Origin of the sequence: Pseudomonas putida (genome assembly GCF_026625125.1) — a bacterium.
Classification (GTDB): Bacteria; Pseudomonadota; Gammaproteobacteria; order Pseudomonadales; family Pseudomonadaceae; genus Aquipseudomonas; species Aquipseudomonas putida_X.
The window spans coordinates 2,688,964-2,706,466 of the sequence record NZ_CP113097.1; the positions used below are offsets into that span (position 1 = coordinate 2,688,964).

General features: G+C 64.2%; 11 protein-coding genes. All 11 read right to left on the reverse strand.

Annotation, left to right across the window (positions count from 1 at the left end):
- Nucleotides 1-18 precede the first annotated feature (18 nt).
- Entirely contained in the window at nucleotides 19-1,152 is a 1,134-nt protein-coding gene (locus OSW16_RS12430; protein WP_267823515.1) for an HlyD family secretion protein, read from the reverse strand.
- The gene (locus tag OSW16_RS12435; RefSeq protein ID WP_241805707.1) at nucleotides 1,149-2,798 is read right to left on the reverse strand and encodes an MFS transporter; all 1,650 of its coding nucleotides are present in this window, start codon (nucleotides 2,796-2,798) and stop codon (nucleotides 1,149-1,151) included. Before OSW16_RS12435 ends, OSW16_RS12430 begins: the two co-directional genes overlap by 4 nt.
- A gap of 242 nt (nucleotides 2,799-3,040) precedes the next feature.
- Entirely contained in the window at nucleotides 3,041-5,557 is a 2,517-nt protein-coding gene (uvrA, locus tag OSW16_RS12440) for an excinuclease ABC subunit UvrA (RefSeq protein WP_267823517.1), read from the reverse strand.
- Between the two features lie 63 nt (nucleotides 5,558-5,620).
- Entirely contained in the window at nucleotides 5,621-6,715 is a 1,095-nt protein-coding gene (gene tssA / locus OSW16_RS12445; protein ID WP_267823519.1) for a type VI secretion system protein TssA, read from the reverse strand.
- A 94-nt stretch (nucleotides 6,716-6,809) separates the two neighbouring features.
- Nucleotides 6,810-7,328 carry an Hcp family type VI secretion system effector gene (locus tag OSW16_RS12450; protein WP_241807098.1) on the reverse strand — a complete coding sequence of 173 codons (519 nt, stop codon included), beginning with the start codon at nucleotides 7,326-7,328 and terminating at the stop codon, nucleotides 6,810-6,812.
- 143 nt (nucleotides 7,329-7,471) lie between these two features.
- Complete coding sequence (gene tssM / locus OSW16_RS12455) at nucleotides 7,472-9,967, reverse strand: type VI secretion system membrane subunit TssM (RefSeq protein ID WP_267823521.1); 2,496 nt, start codon at nucleotides 9,965-9,967, stop codon at nucleotides 7,472-7,474.
- Entirely contained in the window at nucleotides 9,964-10,872 is a 909-nt protein-coding gene (gene tagF, locus OSW16_RS12460; protein ID WP_267823523.1) for a type VI secretion system-associated protein TagF, read from the reverse strand. Before tagF ends, tssM begins: the two co-directional genes overlap by 4 nt.
- The gene (locus OSW16_RS12465) at nucleotides 10,869-14,675 is read right to left on the reverse strand and encodes a type VI secretion protein IcmF/TssM N-terminal domain-containing protein (RefSeq protein WP_267823525.1); all 3,807 of its coding nucleotides are present in this window, start codon (nucleotides 14,673-14,675) and stop codon (nucleotides 10,869-10,871) included. Before OSW16_RS12465 ends, tagF begins: the two co-directional genes overlap by 4 nt.
- 30 nt (nucleotides 14,676-14,705) lie before the next feature.
- Nucleotides 14,706-15,422: a type IVB secretion system protein IcmH/DotU gene (gene icmH, locus OSW16_RS12470; RefSeq protein ID WP_267823527.1), complete on the reverse strand. Its 717-nt coding sequence runs from the start codon at nucleotides 15,420-15,422 to the stop codon at nucleotides 14,706-14,708.
- Nucleotides 15,419-16,762, reverse strand: coding sequence for a type VI secretion system baseplate subunit TssK (gene tssK / locus OSW16_RS12475; protein ID WP_267823529.1), 1,344 nt, complete (start codon nucleotides 16,760-16,762; stop codon nucleotides 15,419-15,421). The genes icmH and tssK overlap by 4 nt, the downstream gene beginning before the upstream one ends.
- Nucleotides 16,759-17,481 (reverse strand): type VI secretion system lipoprotein TssJ, encoded by a 723-nt coding sequence (gene tssJ / locus OSW16_RS12480; RefSeq protein ID WP_267823531.1) that lies wholly within the window; start codon nucleotides 17,479-17,481, stop codon nucleotides 16,759-16,761. Before tssJ ends, tssK begins: the two co-directional genes overlap by 4 nt.
- Nucleotides 17,482-17,503 lie beyond the last annotated feature (22 nt).

A 17,503-nucleotide genomic window follows, 5' to 3' on the forward strand; every position in this document is an offset into this window, starting at 1 on the left:
CACCGCGGGCCGGTCCAGTCATCTTTCATCCTGGGTATCGATACTCACCACCACCGACATCCCAGGGCTCAGACGCCTGGCCGCTGGCTGGTCGGCATCGACGGTAATGCGCACGGGTATTCGCTGGGCGATCTTGACGAAGTTGCCGGTGGCGTTGTCGGCTTGCAGTAAAGCGAACTCGGAGCCTGTGGCCGGTGAAATCTGCTGCACATGGCCCCGCAGCTTCAGGTGGTTGAGGGCGTCGACGGTGAAGGTCACCGGCTGGCCGATACGCACATTGGCCATCTGGGTTTCCTTCATGTTGGCAATCACCCACACGGTATCGGGTACCAGCGCCATCAGTTGAGCGCCGGAGTTGACGTAGGCCCCCAGGCGCGTGCCGATCTGCCCCAGTTGGCCATCGCGCGGGGCTGTGACGCGGGTATTGTCCAGATCGATGCGCGCCAGCTCCACGGCTGCCTTGGCGTTTTCCACCGAGGCCTCCAGTGCGGCGCGGTTGACGATGACCGTCTCGCGGTCCTGACGGGCGATGGCCAGCGCGGCTTTGGCCTGGGCCAGGGTGGCGACGGCAGCGGCCTGGCTGGCACGGGTGACGTCCAGGTCGCGGCGCGACACCGAGCCATCGCTGACCAGCGCCTGGTTGCGGCTGAGGTCGGCGCGGGCCTTGTCCGCCTGGGCCTTGGCATCGCCGATGGCGGCCTGACGTTGGGCGATGGTGGCTTCGGCGCTGTTGCGCTGCTGCAGGTTGTTGGCCTGCGCCGCTTGCTCCTGTTGCAATTGGGCGATGGCCTGGGCCAGGCGTTGTTTGTAGATGCGGTCGTCCAGTTGCACTAGCAAATCGCCGGCCTTGACGGACTGGAAGTCATGTACAGGCACAGCGACCACATAACCGCTCAGTTGCGGCCCGATGATGGTGACCTGGCCGCGTACCATGGCGTTTTCGGTACTTTCGATGGCACTGCCGAACGGCGGCAGGCGCCAGGCATAGAGCACCAGCAGGATGCCGGCCAGGGCCACGCAGGCAAACATGATCGAAGACAGGATACGCACCCGTCGCGTGCGCACCGGGCTGGTGGGTTCGCTGGGCGGTGTGGCGCCTTCCGGGGTCTCGGCAAGCGCAGTGGTGGTGGTAGTGCGGCTTTGGTCGGTCATCGGTTGGTAGTACCGCTGGAGGAATCGGGTGAAGCGGCCTGGCGGGCTGTGTACCACAGCCAGGAACCGCGGATGCAAATCCAGATCATGGTGAGGATGGCGATGCTGCCGATCAGCATGAACACATCGTTGTAGGCCATGACGTTGGCCTCACGCGTGGCCGCGTTGGCCAATACGCGCAGGCCGGCCTCGCTGCGCAGCGCCGGGTCGGCGAGGATACCGGCATAACCACTGCCACCGCTTTGCACGCGGGCGTTGACCAGCGGTTCGAGGTAGCTCAGGCGGTCGACCAGGTGGCTGGAGTGGAATTTTTCGCGCCAGGTCTGGAAGGTCCCCAGCAGCGCGGCGCCGATCAGGCCTCCGAGGTTGTTGCAGATGCCGAACAGCACCGAGAAACTCACCAGGTTGCGCGGGTTGGCGCGCACGTGGCTGATGCCCAGGGCCATGGACGGGCCGAGGAAGAAGGTACTGCCAAAGGCCAGCAGGAACTGGCTGAGGTACATCTGCGCCGGCCGGGTGAGGTTGCTCGAGCTGCTGTCCATGAACGCCCCGGTGGCCATGGCCAGCAACGAGATGAACAGCGGGATCACCAGGTGGTTGGGGCTGATGGTCAGGGCGCTGGTGGCCAGGCCCGCCACCGCGCCGAACAGCATCACCCAGTACAGCGTGCGCATCTGTTCGCTGCCCATGTTCAGCACCTGCAGAAACCCCACGGCGCCGGTGGACTGCTCGGAGGTGACCATGCGAATCAGGATCACGCACAGGCCCAGGCGGATGATCGCGCCGCTGCCCAGCCAGCGTGTCATCAGTAGCGGGTTCTGGCGGTTGTGCTCGATGGCCAGGCCGCTGAACACCAAGGCGATCGACGCGGCCAGGGCGACCCCTATCCACGGCGCTTCCAGCCACCAGTCGATGCGCCCCAGCGACAGGGCGGCGCAGAGCAGGGCGGTGCCGCTGGCCATCAGGGTAAAGGTCAGAAAGTCCAGCGGCTCGAAGGTTTTGAAGCGGTCGCCGGGGGGCAGCTTGAGCAGCAGTACGCAACCGAGCGCGGCCAGTGCCAGGCCCAGTTCGAACAAGTACAGGCCGCGCCATTCAGCGATCTGCAGCAGGTCTTCTGAGAAAATCCGCGCCAGCGGCAGGGCCAGCTGCGAGGCGCCCAGGCCCAGCACCATGGCCTTGAGCCGCCACTGCGCGGGGAACGCCTGAATCATGTAGTACAGGCCCAGCGAACTCAGCGCGGCCCCTACCATGCCGTGAGCGGCCCGCACGGCGATGGCCGAGTTGAGGTCGTTGACGAACAGGTGGGCGAAAGTGACCAGTGCGTAAAGCACCAGAAATACTTCGGTGAAGGCGCGCAGGCCGAACTGTTGGCGAAACTTGACCAGCAGCAGGTTCATCGACACGTTGGTCATGACATAGGCGGCGGGTAACCAGGCCATTTCCGCAGTGGTCGCGCCCAGGGCCCCTTGCAGAAACACCAGGTTGGCGGTGACCAGCGCGCTGCCCAGGCCGCCGGTGATCGCCACCAGCAGCCCGACCATGCCGAAGGCCAGGCGTTTGGCCGGTGTATGCAGGGGCGTGGAAGGGGAACCGGGCAGGCTGGGCTTTTCGTGCGGCAGCCACTGGTGAGGGGTGTATTTATCCATGGCGCAGACTGTACCCACAGGCCCTACTGCCGGCAAGCCGCCAGCAGCGCCACTGCTGGCTCAGCCCCGAGCAGTGCAGAGCTCATACTGCAGCTCGAACCTGTCCGTTTTTGAGGAGCAACCCAAATACCTTTGGGCGCACCTGTCTTGCTCAACTCCAAAAGCTGGCGCGACCCCAGTGGGAGCCGGCTTGCCGGCGATAGGGCCAGTGCAGGCGCAAAAAAAGCCAAAGGTCTAAAAAACTAAAGAGCTCTGGCCAGAAACTCGGCTGTGCGGCTAGCAGAACACCTCGCCACATCCCCGGGCGTACCACTCACCACCACCGTACCTCCCGCATCCCCAGCCCCTGGCCCGATGTCGATCACCCAGTCGCTCTGCGCGACCACGCGCATGTCATGCTCGACCACCACCACACTGTGCCCGCCGTCTACCAGCCGGTTCAGCTGCACCAGCAGGCGATCGATGTCCTGCGGGTGCAGCCCGTTGGTGGGCTCATCCAGCACATACAGCGTAGCGCCGCGGGCGGTGCGTTGCAGTTCGGTGGCCAGCTTGATCCGCTGCGCCTCGCCGCCGGACAGTTCGGTGGCCGGCTGGCCCAGCCGCAGGTAGCCCAGGCCGATGTCCTGCAGCACCTGCAGGCAGCGCCGGGCCGGGGGCTGTTCGGCAAAGGCTTCAAGCGCCTGGTCGACCGTCAATTGCAGTACCTGGGCGATGGTCATGCCTTGCCATGTCACGGCCAGGGTCTGCGGGTTATAGCGTGCGCCGTGGCAGGTCGGGCAGGGCGCATAGACGCTGGGCATGAACAGCAGTTCGACACTGACGAAGCCTTCGCCTTCGCAGCTTGCGCAGCGGCCCTTGGCGACGTTGAACGAGAAGCGCCCGGCATCGAAGCCAAGGGCCTTGGCCTGCTCGGTTGCGGCGAACAGCTTGCGCACATGATCGAACAGCCCGGTGTAGGTGGCCAGGTTGGACCGTGGCGTGCGGCCGATGGGCTTCTGGTCGACCTGCACCAGCCGCTTGATGCGCTCCAGCCCCGCACTCACGCGCCCGCTGCTGGGCAGTTCAGGCTCGTCCTCCAGGCTCTGCTCCTCGGGTTCGGACAGCTGTTCGGCATGGCCCAGGTGTGTACTCACCAGCTCCAGCAAGGCCTGGCTGACCAGGCTCGACTTGCCCGACCCAGAGACGCCAGTGACCGCCGTGAAACAGCCCAAGGGAAATTGCACACTGAGCTCACGCAGGTTGTTGCGGGTGATGCCTTCAAGCCGCAACCAGGCCTGCGCTGGGCGCGGCGTGCGGCGGGTCGGCTGTTGTCCGGCAAACAGGTAGGCGCCGGTGCGCGACGCCGCGACCTGTGCGAGGCCTGGTGGCGGGCCGCTGTAAAGCACTTGGCCGCCGTGTTCACCTGCCGCCGGCCCGACATCTATCAGCCAGTCGGCCCGGCGCATGGTGTCCAGGTCGTGCTCCACCACGTACACCGAGTTACCCGCCTGCTTCAGCTGCTGCAGCGCCTCGAACAGCGCCTCGCTGTCGGCCGGATGCAGCCCGGCCGACGGCTCGTCGAGCACATAGATGACGCCAAACAGCTGAGAGTTGAGCTGGGTGGCCAGGCGCAGGCGCTGCAATTCGCCCGAAGACAACGTCGGTGTGCTGCGCTCCAGGGCCAGGTAGCCGAGCCCCAGGTCGATCAGCGGCGCGATGCGCTCCAGCAATTCGTGGGCGATGCGTTGGGCCGCCAGGCGTTTTTCCAGGGTCAGGGTGTCTTCATGCTGCTCCAGATAACCGGGCGCTGCCACTGTGCGCAACACCTCGGCCAGTGCCTGCAGCGGCAGGCGCGACAGCTCGCCGATGTCACGGCCGGCGAAGGTTACAGCCAGCGCCTCACGCTTCAGGCGCTTGCCCTGGCACAGCGGGCATGGGCTGGGGCGCATGAACTGGGAGACCCGTTTGCGCATCTGCGCACTCTGCGAATGCATGAACGTGTGCATCACGTAGCGCCGGGCGCCGCTGAAGGTGCCCTGGTAGCTGGGTTCGAGCTTGCGCTTGAGCGCGGCGCGGGTCTGCGCCGGGGTGAGGCCGGCATACACCGGGACGGTGGGTGTCTCTTCGGTGTAGAGGATCCAGTCGCGTTGCGCTTGGGGCAATTCACGCCAGGGGATGTCGACGTCATAGCCCAGGGTCACGAGGATGTCGCGCAGGTTCTGCCCCTGCCAGGCCATCGGCCAGGCTGCCACCGCCCGCTCACGGATGGTTAGCGACGGGTCGGGGACCATGGTCGCCTCGGTCACCTCATAGACCCGGCCCAGGCCATGGCATTCGGGGCAGGCGCCCTGGGGCGTATTGGGCGAAAAGTCCTCTGCATACAGCATCGGCTGCCCCACCGGGTAGCTGCCGGCGCGCGAGTAAAGCATGCGGATCGAGCTGGAAAGGGTAGTGACGCTGCCCACCGACGAGCGTGCGCTAGGGGTGCCACGTTGCTGCTGCAGGGCCACCGCTGGCGGCAGGCCCTCGATGGCGTCGACATCCGGCACGCCGACCTGGTCGATCAGGCGCCGGGCATAGGGCGCGACCGATTCGAAGTAGCGGCGCTGGGCTTCGGCGTACAGGGTGGAGAAGGCCAGCGAGGACTTGCCGGAGCCAGAGACGCCGGTGAAAACCACCAAGGCGTCCCGGGGGATGTCGACGTCGATGTTCTTGAGGTTATGCTCACGGGCGCCACGTACGCGGATGAAGCCTGGCGGGGTCGGGGGGCGGGGTGGCATGGGGTGGTCCTTGGCGGGGTGGCAAGCCACAAGTTTGCACCATTTGTGCCGGCAGTGCAGGCCTCAGGAGCGCTGCTCGCGTGTCCCCAGCACGTCGCGGATGTTGTCCACCACATTACTGTCTTTGATCACATCGCTCAGCCAGCCCTCGAGCGGCATGTTGCCCCACTTGATGGCGCGCTCTATCAGATACGGTACCGGGCTTTGCGGCTCGGTCTGTTTGAAGAACTGGGCAATGCCGGCGAGCATCGTAAAGGCTTCGTCTCGGGTCAGCGGGGTGGTGCGCATGGGCGCAGGCGCTGTGGTCTGAACGGGCGTATTCATCGCTTCACCTGGCTCGCTGGCTGCGCTGAGGGTGACGGCAGGCTCTGGCTCTGCGGCGGCAGGATGCAATTCAATGCCGCGGTCCTTGAGCAGTTTCTCTGCCAGTTGGCTGGCCCGCGAAAGCATGTCGGCGAGGCTGGCAAAACTTGGCGCTTCGGTACCGAACAGGCGGTCGGTGGTCGCTTGCAGGCGTTGGCAGGCCTGCAGGCTCGCGGCAATTTGCACGGCCTTGGCCTGCAGGTGCTCGGTGTCGCTGAGCACCACCGAGCGCTGGAAGATCTCGGCGTTGATCTTGCCCTCGCTGAGCGCGGTTTGCATCGCCTTGGGGTTTTGCAAGGCAAGGTTTTCTACATGGCGTGATTCGTCGTAACGCAGCACGCCGAAATTCTGCCCTTGGGTAATGGGCAAGCCACCGACGATGTCGGTGAGCGTGGTCTTGAGCCAGGACAGCCGCGCGGCGCGCTCGTCCAGGCCGTCCTCGAGCGACGGGTAGGCGGTCTCCCAGAAGGTTTCTAGGATGCGTTCGCACAGGTTCAGGCCGAAGGTGATGCCCTGGAAGTGATCGCGCTGGGCCAACCCTTCGTTAAGCCAGGCGACCAGCATCAGGTCCTTGCTCTGCTGCTCAAGCCCTTGGGCCGACAGGTTGATGACCTTTTCCCAGTCGGCGGTTTTCAGGTCGGTCTGCCAGTCACCCTGGGTCAGGTAGTCAGGGTCTGCCCGGCGCGCCTCCTTGATCTGGTCGAACAAGGCAGAGAAGCTCAAGTCTTCGCCGCTGCCACCGTCGATCGGCGCGGCCAGCGCGGCCAGCGAAAGGCCGTTGAGGAATTCAGGCATAAAACACTCTGATCAGGGGTATAGAGCAACGTGCCGGGAAGCCCGGCACGCCACAGGGTATGGGCCGCTCGCGCGGCCCAGGCCAAACAAGTGCTTAGGCAAACACTTTGTTCGCGGTGCGGTCCCAGCCACCGACGATGTTGCCACCAGCCTGGCCGTCGGTACGGTTCTGCTGGGTGTAGGTGGTTTTGATGCGGGCGAAGTTGAAGCTGATTTCTTCGATCGGCAGGTCGCTGACCGCCTTGTCTTCACCGCCCTGGTTGCCACCGGCGACGAACCTGACCGAGGACACCACCACTTCTTCCATGTCGATGGTCAGGTAGGTGACCTTGTCACCACCGGCACGGTTGACGTTCAGCTTCAGCTTGGCGATGTGCTTGCCGGTGCAGCAGTGCTCGAAGAGCTTGGCCGAGGCCTTGTCGACTGCCTTGCGGATCTTGAAGTCGGTCAGCGACACGCGCTCGGACGACGCACCGCCCGAGGAGCTGGCAGTGGCCGAGGTGGCCTGGGTGGCGCCGTACTCGTAGCCCAGCACTTCGATCCAGTCCTTGTGTTTTTCATCCAGAACTTCGCCCGGGATGCCGTCGATTTGGATATACGCGTCAAATGCCATTGTAAAACTCTCCATTAACATCAATTAAAGGCCGCTCATGCGCCCCTTCGTGTTGACCTCGCTGAACGCGTCAGCAGAGGTAGCTTGCCGCCACCTTGGCCTCCTCCTGTGAGGCCCCGGTGGCCGGTTCGTGCAGCGCGCGCTCAGTTCAGCCCGCGCACTTCGATTTCGACCCGCCGGTTGGGCTCCAGGCACTTGATCAGCTGCGCCCGCGGTTGTTGCATGTCGCAGTTGACCAGCGGTTTGCGGCTGCCTTCGCCCTGTGCACTCACCAGCTCGGCGGGTACGCCCTTGCCGACCAGGTAGGTGCGGATGGTTTGCGCCCGTTGCCGGGAAACCTGCAGGTTGCCTTGCGCATCGCCGAGCTGGTCGGCGTGGCCCGAGATAATGATCTTGCCAATGTTCGGTGTGTTCAGCAGTTTGCTGGCGATGGCACTCAACTGGTTCTGGCCTTCACTCTTGAGGCTCTGGAAGTCGGCGCGAGCAAAGGCGAACAGGGTGTCGGACTCCAGCGTGATGGTTTCGATCGAGCGTAGCGACTGGGTCAGCAGGCTGTTGATGTAGTTGCGCGAGCTGGACATCAGGAAGGCATTGTCGAGAATGCGCGGCACATCGGGCTCGCGAATCTGGTCGCTGTAGAACACGATCTGGCGGCTGGCGTACAGGTAGTCCTGGTTGCCGGCAGTTTCGCTGCCAGTGGCGCCCATGCGCTTGCCGGTGTGGCGGGCGATGGCCGGGTACCAGTAGTCCGGCAACCTGGCCTTGAGCAATGCCGGGTCGGCCTTTTCTCGCTGGGCAGGCGACAGCATTACGTAAGTGTCCAACGCTGCCTTGCCGAAGTCGGCGATCGACTGGGCGCGGTTGTCATGCGGCAGGGCTTCGGCCTCGACGCTGTCGACACCGGTCACCGGCTGCAACTCTCGGGTATTGCGCTGGTAGACCTTTAGCGTGGTCAGCAGGTACAGGGTGCGTGTCAGGTTGTCTGCTGTAGGCTTGAGCATCACGTTTTGCAGGGTGGCGAAGTAGCGCGCACGCAGTACCGGTTCCACCGCATGGCCCTGGTACAAGCCCAGGCGCATGCCCAGCGGCACGGCCTGGTCGTGGTGCTGCTGGTAGTAGTGCGCGGCCCAGAAACGCAGGCGGTCGAGGCTGTGCCATGGGGCGTATTGGCCAGGGTTGGCCTGGTCCTCACGCTTGGCCTGGGCCAGTTCGGCGGCCATCGTATCGAGGGTGTTGCGGTTGTTGATGTACGACCAGCCCCACAAGCTGCACAGCAGCAGGCCCGCCAGGCTGGCAGCACCCACCCAGGCGGCCTTGCGCTGGCGTTCGCGCCGGTTGCTGGTGTATACGGCCACCAGATGCTGGTCGGGGATGATCACCTTGCGGAACAGGCTATTGATGAACAGCGGTGCCGGCTGGCTGTTACCCGCGCTATGGTCCTGGCCGTGGGCCAGGGCGAAACGCTCGGCGACGTGCTGGCCATGGCTGCCCCACAGGGCGTCGTCGGCTTCCAGCGCGGCGGTGAAATAGAAACCACGCAGCAGTTCGGCGTTCTGGTACGGGTTGGCCCGCAGCAGGCTGTCGACGAATTGCTGCAGGCGCGGCTTGAGCGCAGCCAGTTCGAGGGGGAAGCGGTAGGCGGCATTGTTCTGGCGGGTTACCTGGATATCCTGCTGCATCAGTTGCTGGCTCGCTACCTGCTGCCAGTAGCCGGTCAGCTCGTCCATGGCTTTGCCGAAGCGCTGGCCCCAGTCGGCTTGTTCGTAGCCTTTGTGCGAGAACGTCTTGCCCATTACCTCGCCGCGCGCTGCGTCATCCAGCTGGCGATAGAAGGGCATGAAGCCCGGGATCAGGTCGCATTTAGTGAACACCAGGTAGATGGGCAGGCGCACCTCCAGCAGGGCGCAGCTTTCCTGGATACGCTCGCGCAGGCGCTTGGCCACGCGCTCCTGGTCTTCAGCCGAGCCGTGCAGGATATCGGCGATGCTGACGCTGACGATCAGCCCGTTGAGTGGGCGGCGCTGGCGGTGCTGGCGGAGCAGCTGCAAAAACCCGCGCCACTTGCCCGCTTCCTCAGGGCTGTTCATGTAGCGGCCGGCGGTGTCCAGCAGCACCGCTTCGGAGCTGAAGAACCAGTCGCAGTTGCGCGTGCCACCCAGCCCTGCAACCCGCGCACCTTCACGCTCGGCGTAAGGGAAATTGAGCCCGGATTGCAGGATCATGGTGCTCTTGCCGGCGGCCGGTTGGCCAATCACCAGGTACCAGGGCAGGGCGTACAGGGCGTCCTTCGCTGGGGTGCCGCGTGGTTTGTTGCTGTGCAGGCGTTCGATGCTCTGCAGCAGGCGCTCGCGCAGCAGGCTGATTTCTTCGCGGTCGGCCGGGGTGGCGTTGAGTACCGCTTGGTCTGCGTCATCACGCAGCAGCGCCTCAAGGTTGTGGTGCTGGCCTGCGCCACGATAAAGCAGTAGTACATAGCCCGCCGACAGCAGCAGGAACACACCAATGCCTGCCAGCAGGCTGTGCAGCGAGGCAAAGCCCAGGGCACGGCCCAGGGCCCAGACCACGAAGATCGCCAAGAAGAAGGCCAGCCCCAGCAGGTAGGGTTGATAGCGCAGGCAGTAGTACTTGATCTTGTTCATACAGGCGTCGCATCCAACGCATCGACAAAGCGGTCGATAACGTGTTGTAGGGGTCGGTCGTAATCGTGCACGGGCGCTTTTGGCGGCAATGGGTCGAGCAGGTCCAGGCGCTGGCCGGCTGCAGCCGTGCCGCTGAGCAGGCGGTACGCTGTGCCGGTATGGCGCGACGGGAAGCAGTACAGGCGCGGGTGCATGAAGTCGTCGGCAAGCAGGCTCACCGCCGGTACGTCATGCCGCCTGCCGATGCGTGCCAGCCAGGTCAGCCACAGGTCGGCGGTAGGGTTTTTCAGGCCACGCTCAGCCGGCAGTGGCAGCTCGATGCCGCCGTCGAAGTCGCCGTGCAGCACCGCTTGCGTAGCCTGCAAGCGTGCCAGTGCGGTAGCACTGTCGAAGGCCGGCCAGGAGCCGTGCAACGCACGGGCGACGTCACTGAAGCTGAAATCATGCAGGAACTTGCCGTGTACCCGCCGGAACAGGTCCAGGTCCTGGGTTTGCAGTGGGCGCAGGGCCTTGATGCGTTCGAACAGGCTGGCGCGCTCGGCGCCTTGCACTGCCTGATGCAGCAACGGCTTGATTTGCGCGCTGAACAACTCGCCGAGGGTGAACGGGTTGAGCAGCGTTTCACCTTCCTGGCCCTTGAGCACTTGGAAGATGAAGAAAGGGTAACGTCGGGCGCTGGCATCGCGGGAGCTGAGCAGGCCGCCCAGCAGCCAGTTGCCATTGCGCGCGCGGTAGCAGAAGAAGCACATCGGCAGTGCATCGAACAACGCCTGCCAGTCCTCGCGGTGGCGCATTGCCGCCAACGAGGCCTGCAGCCAGGCGTCGAACTCGCAGACTTCTTCTGCCGCGCCATGCAGGCTGACGAAGTCTGCGCTCGACGGCAACTTGCCGAAGCAGCCGATCATTGTGCGCCCCTGCCAGCGTCGTTGAGGGCGCTCAGCGCCTTGACGTCGCCCAGGTCGGTGAGTTTGACCCCACCGAAGTTGCGCACTACCAGGCTGACGCGACCATTGGCGGTGTTCCAGCTGAAGCGCTGCTGAATGCCATCCAGGTCATCGACCCGGGCGCTTTCGTTCATGCGCAGCAGGCCCCAGCGCCCCGGGAAGTCGAACACGGTGATGCGTGCACCGCTGAGGGTGACCACGTCCAGGCGCGCGCCCGGCGCATTGCTGGTACCAGGCCAGGCAAAACGGCTCCAGCTGCTGCGGCCGTTGCGATAGTGCTGCTCTTGGCCATCAAGGGTGAACACGATGTCGGTAAAGTTGGCCGACGGCTCAAGCATGATCTCGAAGCCGTTATCGCGGTCCGACAGGCTGGCGATCACCTGGCCCACGCTGCTGGCCTTGTCGATGCTGTTGAGCATCCCCGGGTTGACCAGCGCAGGCGCCTTGCCGTTGCTCAGCCCCAGGCCTTCACCACCGGACAGGTTGCCGATCTCATTGCGCTTGAAGGTCGGCAGCAGGCCGCTTTCGGGGTCGACGAAACGCTGCAGGTCCTTGACCGAAGCCTCGTTGCGGCTGCCGGTGGCGATCGGGTAACGGTGCGCCATGACCTGCTCCCAGGGCTTGGAGATCTGCTGCTTCCAGGCTTTGGCGATCTGCTGGCCGGCCGGGTCGCGCAGGGTTTCCCAGGCGTACTGGATCGGCAGGCTGAACAGGCTCTGCAGCGAACGCGACAGGCCGTCCTGGCTGGTGTCGACGCTGGTTTCCACGTAGTTGCGCACGGTGGTCACTTCGCTTGGCTGGCCTTCCAAGGTTTCGCTGATCAGTTGCTTACTGCTTTTACCGACATCCTGCGAGCGCTGGATGTTGTTCATGCGCACCTTGAGCTTGCGCAGCGCCGCCAGGTAACGGTCCATGATGGTGCTGTCGGCGCCTTCGGCGTTGTTGGCTGCGAACACACGGGCGACCGGCTCGAAACGCTTGGCCAGGCTGCCGTCGTCCACGGCCGGCAGGCTAGGGGCCAGGGCTTCAGGCGCCACATCCTTGGCTTCGTCGATCAGGCCGGTGACCTTGCTCCAGAAGCTGTCCGCGCGGGCATTGCCCGTAGGCGTGGCGTCACGCTTGACCGGTAAGTCCCACTGAGTGTTGTCATTGACCGCTGCCAGCAGGTTCTTCACCGGCGAGTTCTGCACGTCGCTGAGCAGCCCGAGGTGTTCGGTGGCCGAGGCCAGGTCGGCGAAGTGGCGCACGCCCACGCTGCTGACCATCTTGTACCAGGCCTGGGTGTAATCGCGTTTGTAGCGGGCCATGAACTCGCGCACGAAGTTGGCTTTCTGCACGATGGCATCGCCGCCTTCGCCATCGAGCACCCAGTCCGACTCGTTGCGCAGGTTGCCCGACACCAGCTTGATCAGCTCGGGCTTGACGAAGGTGTCCCAGCCTTGGCGGGTATAGATCGCCGGCACGCCGGCAGAGCTGTACAACAGGTTACGGCCAGGCGTTGGCACCAGGTCGTTGAGGCTCAGCGCGGGGAACTGGCGGCTGGACTCCAACTGCAGGCGCAGGTATTCGCGATCCACCAGCGAACTGGAAATCATGAATGCCTTGAGGTTCTGCCGGGTTTCGTCGATCAGCTGTTGGTTACGCGGCAGCGACGGCGCCTGGCCTTGCTCCAGCAATTGAACGTACAGAGGGGCGTTTTCGCTGATGACGGCTTCGTCGGTGGGGGAACCTTGGGTTGCGGCGCCTGCCCAGGCCTGTGGCAGGCTGGCGGCGACGAAAGCTGGGTCCGGATGGGCTTGCGGTTCGGTCAGCAGCAGGTACAGCTTGAGGGTGTTGTAGGCCTCGATGATCGACGCCACCTGCTGTTCGTCCAGGCGCCCGAGCATCTCTTCGGACAGCGACAGGCCACCGGTGGTGGCGGACAGTTCGGCCGCGTCGCTCGCCGTGGCCAGGTTGACCTTGGCGGCGTAGGCGCCGGCACGGGTCTTGGTCAGGGCCGCCTGGGCCTTGGCCGCCAGGCGTGGCGCCAACGGCTTGCCATTGCGGCTTTTCGGCGTCGGGGTGAACTCCAACTCCTGGTTGATGCCGCTGGCAAAGGTGTTGAATGCACGCATCTGCACCTGCAGGCTGCGGGCGATCGGCTCCAGTGCTTGGCTGCGCAGTTGCGCCAGGTAGGCGTCGCGGGCCACCTGGTGAATCGCCTCACCGTGGTACAGGCCAGCGCTCAATTGCAGCGGCACGCCCTCCTGGCGATGGGCTTCGACCGTCGCCATCTGCCCGCGCAGCACTTCCAGGCCTTTACCAGCAGCCAGCAGTTGTGCGCGGTCATCGGCGCGTTCGATCTCGGCCAGTTGCCCACGCAGGCTGTCCAGCCATTGGCGGTTGTTGGCGAACGACAGCGCCTGCCAGCCGATGAAGGCCACCCCGGCGGCAGCCGCAAGGCCAAGCAACAGGGGGCTGAAGCCAGCCTGGCGGCCTAGGCGCGACTGATACAGGGTCAGGTCGCGGTCGGGGAAGATCACCTGGCGGAACGTGTCGGTGATGAAGTAGCTGCGGTTGCCTTGCGGGTGGCTGGCCGGCTGGGCGCTATCGTCGTGGGCCGCTTGCAGGGCAAAGTTGTCGGCGATGAGGTCTTCGTACACCTGGCCCAGTTGCTGCTCGGTTTGCAGGGCACTGGTGAAGTACAAACCGCGCAACAGCAGCGGCGCACCGCCACCCTGGCCGCGGGTGAAGTGTTCAAGGAACTGCTCCAGCACGCCGTTGAGTTCTGCGAAGTACTGGGGGAAGTTGAGCAGTGTGCTGTCGGCGTCTGCGCCGAGGCTGATCATCTGCGCATCGACGTGGCGGCGGACGTGGCTCTGCAGGTTTTTCAGGCGGGTGTTGAGCACCGCCTGCAAACCGTTGTTGCGGATTTCCGACAGGCCGAAGGTCATGCCCAGCGGCTGCTGGCGCTGGTGCAGGTCCAGCCCTTCGAAGGCCTGGTTGAAGCCGGGCAACTGGTCGGTCTTGCTCAGCATCAGGTACACAGGTGGGTTAGTGCCCAGGCACTCGGCGTATTCCGCCACGCGCGCTACCAACTGCGCGGCCAGCGCATTACGCCCGTCGCTGTTGGCCGGCAGCAGTTCAGGCAGGCTGACCACGAGCACTAAGCCGTTGATCGCAGCCTTGCCGCGTTGCTTGCGCAGCATGCGCAGGAAAGCTGAGAACTCGCTGGCAGACTGATCGTCCCGCAGGTAACGGCCTGCGGTGTCGATCATCACTGCGTCGGGGCTGAAGTACCAGTCGCAGTGCTGGGTGCCACTTTCACTGTCATTGGCGGTGGCGATGCTGGCCGAAAGGCCCGAGTGGGTCAGCAGCGAGGTTTTGCCTGCAGCCGACATGCCGATCACCAGGTACCAGGGCAGGTCGGACAGGGCTGCCTTGCCACCACCACCGGCGGAGCGGTCGGTGCGCAGCATGGCGATGGCATGCTTGAGGCGCTCGCGCAGCACCTGCTGGTCACGGAATTCACCCGTGGCGTTCCACGAGCGATCGACCTCGATCTGCAGCAGGTTCTCCAGGTTATGCTCGGCGCGGATGCGCTGGTACTGGCGCAGTACGATCACCAGCAAGAAGCAGGCGCTGATGATGGCCAGCGCTTCAGGCACATGGTGGCGCAGCCAGGGCACCATCGGGGCCACCAACCAGCAGATCAACAGGGTCACCAACCACAGCAGTGGCAGGAGAATCCAGAAACTCTTCAACAGACGCAGTAATGTTTTCATGTCTTCCTGACTCGGCTACCTGAGGTGTGCTCAGGCACTGAACAGCTGGCGGATTTGTTCGGAAAGGGCGGCGACATCCTTGTCCAGCAACCAGTCGAGCGTCAGGTACACCGCGACGCAGACCAGCGCAATCAACACCAGGTACACCCACAGCGGCACTTCGTGGCACAGCATCTGCGACACCTGATCGGGCAGGGCCCAGTCCGGCGAGAGGGTTTTGGGTGGCTTGCGGTAGCGCGCGATGTCCTGGCCCAGGGCGTTGGCCAGGTAGCGCAGCTGGTCTTTCTGGCCGAGGCTGAACTTGCCCTCGAAGCCCAGTGCCAGGCACAGGTGGTAGACCTCCAGTACATCGAGGTTCTGTTTGACGTCGCCGCGCAACGTTTCGACCTTCTCGAAGAAGCCTTCACCGGCCAGGTGCACGCCGAAATAGCGGAACTGCAGCGGTTGCAGCTCGAAGTGCCCCCGCAGTTCGTTGTCGCCGGAGCGCAGCACGCTTTCGTCGAGGAAGGCGCACAAGGCGTACTGAGTGTCCTTGACCTGCTCGACGCTGTAGTTGGCCGCGCGGGCATCGCGCTCCAGGGTGGCGAAGAAGCGGTCGACGCTGGCTTCGAAGGCTTGTACCGAGGTCACCTGACGGCCACGGCGGACAATCAGCGCCATGCTGATGAAGTCCTGTACCAGGCTCTTGAGGGTTGGTTTGTCGGTGGCGGGCGCGACGGCGCCCTGTTGCAATACGGCTTCGGTCATTTGAGCACCGCCATCAGTTCAAGCTTGAGGTTGGTAAAGGCGCTGGGCGCATAGAAGCAGATGGTCTGGGCGTTCATCATTCGCTCGTAGACATGGCCATGTGGCTCGATGGCGAAGTACTGGTTGTCCAGGCGTACTGGGATGGCGTTGGGCAACCGGGCGGCATGGTTGAGGGTGACGCCAGGCATGGCGCTGTTGACCACCACTTCGATGTCTTCCGGCGAGCCCACCTTGAACGCACGCGGCACCAGCTCCAGCAGGCTGGCACCAGGCATGTCGGCGTGTACCGAGATATAGAAGTCGGCCTCGACCAGGCGCGGGTCGCGCAGTTGCCCCTGCCAGTACGACGGCTTGGTCTGGGTGAGGTTGATGATGATGCATTGGTTGGGCACGACGTTGTCGAGCATCACCCGGATCATCTCGTCCAGTTTGACCAGTGACGCCGCCGGGTCGTGGTGATCGTATTCAGGAACATCACTTAGCTGGGTATCGAGAGTGAACGTCAACAGCCCGCCGGCAAGGTCGGCCAGGAACAGGTACAGGCGCTCCGGGTGCAGCCGCGGATGGGCCAGCAGGTGGGCCAGTTGCGGGTGCGCACGGTTGACCGTGTTCAGCAACCAGAACAGTGTGACGTCGCTGGAGCCGAATTCGGCGATCTGGTCGGCGCGCTCGCGGCGCCGGCCCGACAACGCCTTGCTCTTGGCCTGTAGGGCACCGAGCAAGCGCTTGCCGATGCCGGCCAGCGTCTCATGGCTGCCCAGGTGCAGGGTAGGGTGGACGAAGTGCGGGTCCAGGTTGAAGCCGCCCATGCTGTTGCGGGTGAGTTTGGCCAGCGGGCAATGGCTGTAGCCATCGAGGCTGTCGCCATCGACCAGCAGCACGACATTCAGGCGCAGGCTGGTGATTTCGTTTTCCAGTTCGCCTTCGTTGAGGTCGGGCAGGGTATCGAACTGTTTGCGAAAGCGCCGCGCTGCCTTGTGCTCTTGGCCATCTTCGACATAGTTCAGGCCGAAGGGCTCGGGCAGTTTGAGTGCGGCGTAAACCTTCAGGTCGTTGGCCTTGAGGAGGTCTTTGAGGTCGCGCGCGGCCGGCAGCGGGTCGTGCTGCGGCGCGTCGTACAGGCTGCCGTCCGGAAACACCAGTTTCAGCCGCTTGAGCTGCAGCGAACCGTTGGCCAGGGCATCTTCGTCCACCTGCAGCGCCTGTACCCCCCAATGAAACGGGGTGCCGCGCAATGTGGCCTCGGCCAGCTGGTGCTGGTGGAACTCGTCCTGGTATTGGAAGTGTTGGGGCAGCAGGAACATGCCTTCCGACCACATCACCCGGCTCTGCTTGCTCATTTGACGCTATCCACTAAAGAATTGAAGGTTGAATCCATGGCGTTACTGGCCGATTTGCCGGCAGCGTCGGTGGCCTTTTCGATCACAGCGTCCTGCACTTTTTCGGTGAGAGCAGACGGCGCTTCGTCGGCCTTTTGCGCAGCAGCCAACTGGTCAGCGGTGGGCGGCTTGTTCAGCACATCGACGCCACGCAGGGCGCTGATTTCGGTGTTGTCCACCAGTACCCACAGGCCATCGGAAGAGAACCAGATACCGTCCTTGCGCAGCGACTCGGCATCGAAGGCGACCTTCCAGCGGGCATCGTGCTCATCACGGAAAAACGCCGCCACGCCGACATAGCGGGCGGACTTGGCCAGTGGCCATTGGTCGGTCTGGCCGATACCTGGCAGCAGGGTGAGCTCGCGGGCTTCTACCAGCGTGTTGCCCAAGGCTTTTTCCGGAGCGTCCCAAAGTGTCTCGGCGTCGGTGGCTGCAAAGCGCTCGAGGTCGGTCAGCTGGTACACGCGCATCACCACCGACAACGGCTTGCCTTCAGCGTCGGGGTTGAGCTGGTTGCCTCCGTCGGAGGTCAGGATGACCTTCTCGCTGTCGGCCAGCATGTCGGCCGCCCAGCTGTCTTCCATGCGCTTGCCGATACGGTCGGTGACGCCGCAACCCGCCAGCACCAGCAGCAGGGCTGCGACGGTCAGGCGCTTGAGGGCAGTGTGTGTGTGGTACATGACGGCTAAACCTCCGGGTACT